The sequence below is a fragment of the Maritimibacter harenae genome, assembly GCF_009882975.1.
In the GTDB taxonomy this organism is placed as follows: Bacteria; Pseudomonadota; Alphaproteobacteria; order Rhodobacterales; family Rhodobacteraceae; genus Maritimibacter; species Maritimibacter harenae.
The window spans coordinates 1,286-4,252 of sequence record NZ_WTUX01000015.1; the positions used below are offsets into that span (position 1 = coordinate 1,286).

General features: G+C 61.8%; 3 protein-coding genes (1 of these 3 running past the window's edge). All 3 read left to right on the forward strand.

Translation table 11 applies throughout. The annotated features are described in order from the left end of the window. A protein-coding gene (locus GQE99_RS12140; RefSeq protein ID WP_328794093.1) for a TRAP transporter permease crosses the window boundary here: on the forward strand, positions 1-358 show its end. It extends 950 nt beyond the left edge of the window; only the last 358 of its 1,308 coding nucleotides appear in the window; its start codon lies beyond the left edge, outside the window; it ends in the stop codon at positions 356-358. Positions 359-913: 555 nt separating this feature from the next. Beyond that, the gene (locus tag GQE99_RS12145) at positions 914-1,927 is read left to right on the forward strand and encodes a Rieske 2Fe-2S domain-containing protein (RefSeq protein ID WP_235917222.1); all 1,014 of its coding nucleotides are present in this window, start codon (positions 914-916) and stop codon (positions 1,925-1,927) included. Positions 1,928-2,027: 100 nt separating this feature from the next. Further along, positions 2,028-2,804, forward strand: coding sequence for a carboxylating nicotinate-nucleotide diphosphorylase (gene nadC / locus GQE99_RS12150; RefSeq protein ID WP_202530789.1), 777 nt, complete (start codon positions 2,028-2,030; stop codon positions 2,802-2,804). Positions 2,805-2,967: the final 163 nt, after the last annotated feature.

Genomic DNA, 2,967 nt, shown 5'->3' on the forward strand with positions numbered 1-2,967 from the left:
CGACGAGGATCCATTCAAAATCGCGTTTTCGGCGGTGCGGCTGGCAGTCGTCGGTTTCCTTCTGCCCTTCGCCTTCGTGTTCAACCCCGGGCTGCTTTTGCTGTCGGATCCGCTGTTCAATGTCATCGCGGTGTCTGGCGGGGTGCTGGCCACGCTGGCGATCGCGGTGTCGGTGGAGGGCTCAATCGGGTTGCCGCTGGGGCGCGTGGAACGACTGGTGCTGACATTGGCTGCGGCCGCCGCCGTGATGCCTTTCACGCTCGTGGCGCTGGGCGGGATTCTGGTGATCCTCGCATTCGCCGGGCGTTACGCCCTGCTGATGCGCGGCGGTGGCCCACAGAAAGAGACCAGTGCCTGAGAAAGGCCGGGCGCGTCTCTCGCGCCCGGCCGACCGAAAGACTTCTACCGATGCTGATACGAAGGAACAGACGTGGCCGAAACGCTCGCAACATCGACCCCGAGAACTCCGCCTTTCTGGAAGCGTTGGGCCATTAGTATGCTCGCGGTCTACCCGCCGCTCGTGCTGCTTGTATATGCCTCCCGCAGCCTGCTGAAAGGCGTGCCTACGCCGGCGTCACTGTTCGTGATCGCGCTATGTCTAACGGGTCTGTCCACCGGGTTGATCCTGCCCTTTCTGCACCGCCGACTCGCTGGCTGGTTGCATCAATGAGACGCCGCCGGGCGCGCTTCGGGTCCACACCGAGCCGTCAGCCCGCCTTGACAAAAAACATTAGATAGCTAAGAATAAGCTAAACAGATCGCCGCTGTGCTCGGAGGAGAACGACATGCTGACATATGAAGAAAACGAGCTGCTGACGCGAGTGACCGGGGATGCCCCGATGGCAAAGCTCATGCGCCAGCACNGATCGAGGAGGTCGCCGAGAACGACGGCAAGCCGCTGCGCGTCGAGGTCCTGGGGGAGAGCTATGTCGCTTTCCGCGACACCAAGGGCCGCCTGGGCATGCTCGACGAGCTTTGTCCGCACCGTAAAGCGTCGCTGGTTTATGGCCGCAACGAGGACTGCGGACTGCGCTGCCTCTACCACGGCTGGAAGATGGATGTGGATGGCAACGTGGTTGCGATGTCTTCCGAACCGGAAGGCAGCCCCCTCANGAAGATCCGCGTGCCGGCCAACTGGGCGCAGATCCACGAAGGTCAAATCGACAGCGCGCACAGCTCTTCGCTGCACTCCTCCGACATGAAGCCGGCACGCGTCGAGGGCGCCTCGGCGGACGAAAAGTCCTGGTACCGGCCGTCGACGGACAAGTCGCCGCGGATGCAGACCGAAACCACCAGCTACGGTTTCCACTACGCCGCGATCCGTAAGCCGATCAAGAACGCAAAAACCCACAACTACCTGCGGATCACGGAGTTCGTGGCGCCTTACTATTCGCTGATCCCGCCGAACAACAACTACAAGGTGGCCAGCGTTATCGTGCCGATCAACGATGACGAGACCGCCTTCCACTTCATCGCATGGGGTGGGCCGAACGTCCCGTCGACGGAGGAATGGCGTAGCTTCAACCACGCGGTTCCGGGCGATGACGTGGACCACAAGTGGCGCCCCAAGCGGACGCTCGAAAATGACTTTCTGCAGGACCGCGAAGCCATGAAGGAAGGCAACTTTACCGGTGTGAAGGGCATTCCGAACCAGGACATCGTCATGTGGGTGTCCATGGGGAGCCGCGTGCAGCGCGAAACCGACACGCTCGGCGCCTCGGATCTGGCAATCGTGGAATTCCGCCGCCTTATGGTGGATGCGGCGCAGAAGGTCGCCGAAGGCGGTCGTGCCATCGGCACCGAAGCCGAAGTGCCACAAGCGCTGATAGCCTCGCATGAGGGCGTCTATTCCAAGGACGTCGACTGGCGCACCCTGGTCAACCCGAAGGCTGACTCGCAGGCCGCCGNCGGCGTTCACAGGGCGTGAGGAGCACTCGCGCCCTGTGTGATTGGCGCCTGTAACTCAATACGAAGGACTTCAAACCGTGAATACCGCTGCTTCTGTCCCGAACATCATCCTCGAGCCGATGGTGCGCAACGCGATCATGGAGGATATGGGAACTGCCGGTGACGTAACGACGCGCGCAGTGCTTCCGGAGGGCACCCAGTACAAGGCGGAAATGGTCGCCCGGCAGGACGCCGTGGTCTCCGGGATGCAACTGGCAGCGCTTGCCTTTCGCCTGATCGACCCGGAGCTGCGCGTCGAGACGATCGTTGCCGATGGTTCCGCATGCAAAGCCGGCGATACCCTGATGAAGATCGAAGGTGCGGCCGCCTCCATTCTCGCGGGGGAACGCGTAGCCCTGAATTTTGCTGGTCGCCTGTCGGGAACGGCTACGATGACGGCCTCTTATGTGAAAGCGGTGTCGGGGACCGGGACCCGCATTACATGTACGCGCAAGACCACGCCGGGTCTGAAGCTGGCAGAAAAGCTCGCCATTCTTCATGGCGGGGGCCACAATCATCGATTTTCCTTGTCCGACGCGATCCTGATCAAGGACAACCACATCGCCGCGGNGAAGCACGCCGGGCACATGGTCGTGGTCGAGATTGAAATCGACGGGTTGGACCAGCTCGACGAGGTGATCGAGGTCGGTGGCGCCGACGTTGTTCTTTTCGACAACATGACGAGCGCGGACATGGCGGAAGCCGTGAAGCGAATTGACGGACGCATGAAAACCGAGGCCAGCGGCAATGTCCGGTTGGACCGCCTGCGTGAAATTGCCGAGACCGGCGTTGATTATATTTCTTCAGGCGCGTTGACCCATTCGGCCGGCACGGTGGACTTCGGCCTCGATTTTTGATTGGCCGGGCCAATCCCACGCCTTTCAGTGGATCCGAGTTGGGTCCAAGTGCCTGGGCCCGTACCGGTTGGGGCGTCAGCGTGCTGTAAGCCAACCATTCAGGGCCCGGGTAAGCCAAGGAACGATGAACGCGGTGGTGAGGCCGGTCAGGATCACCGCGACG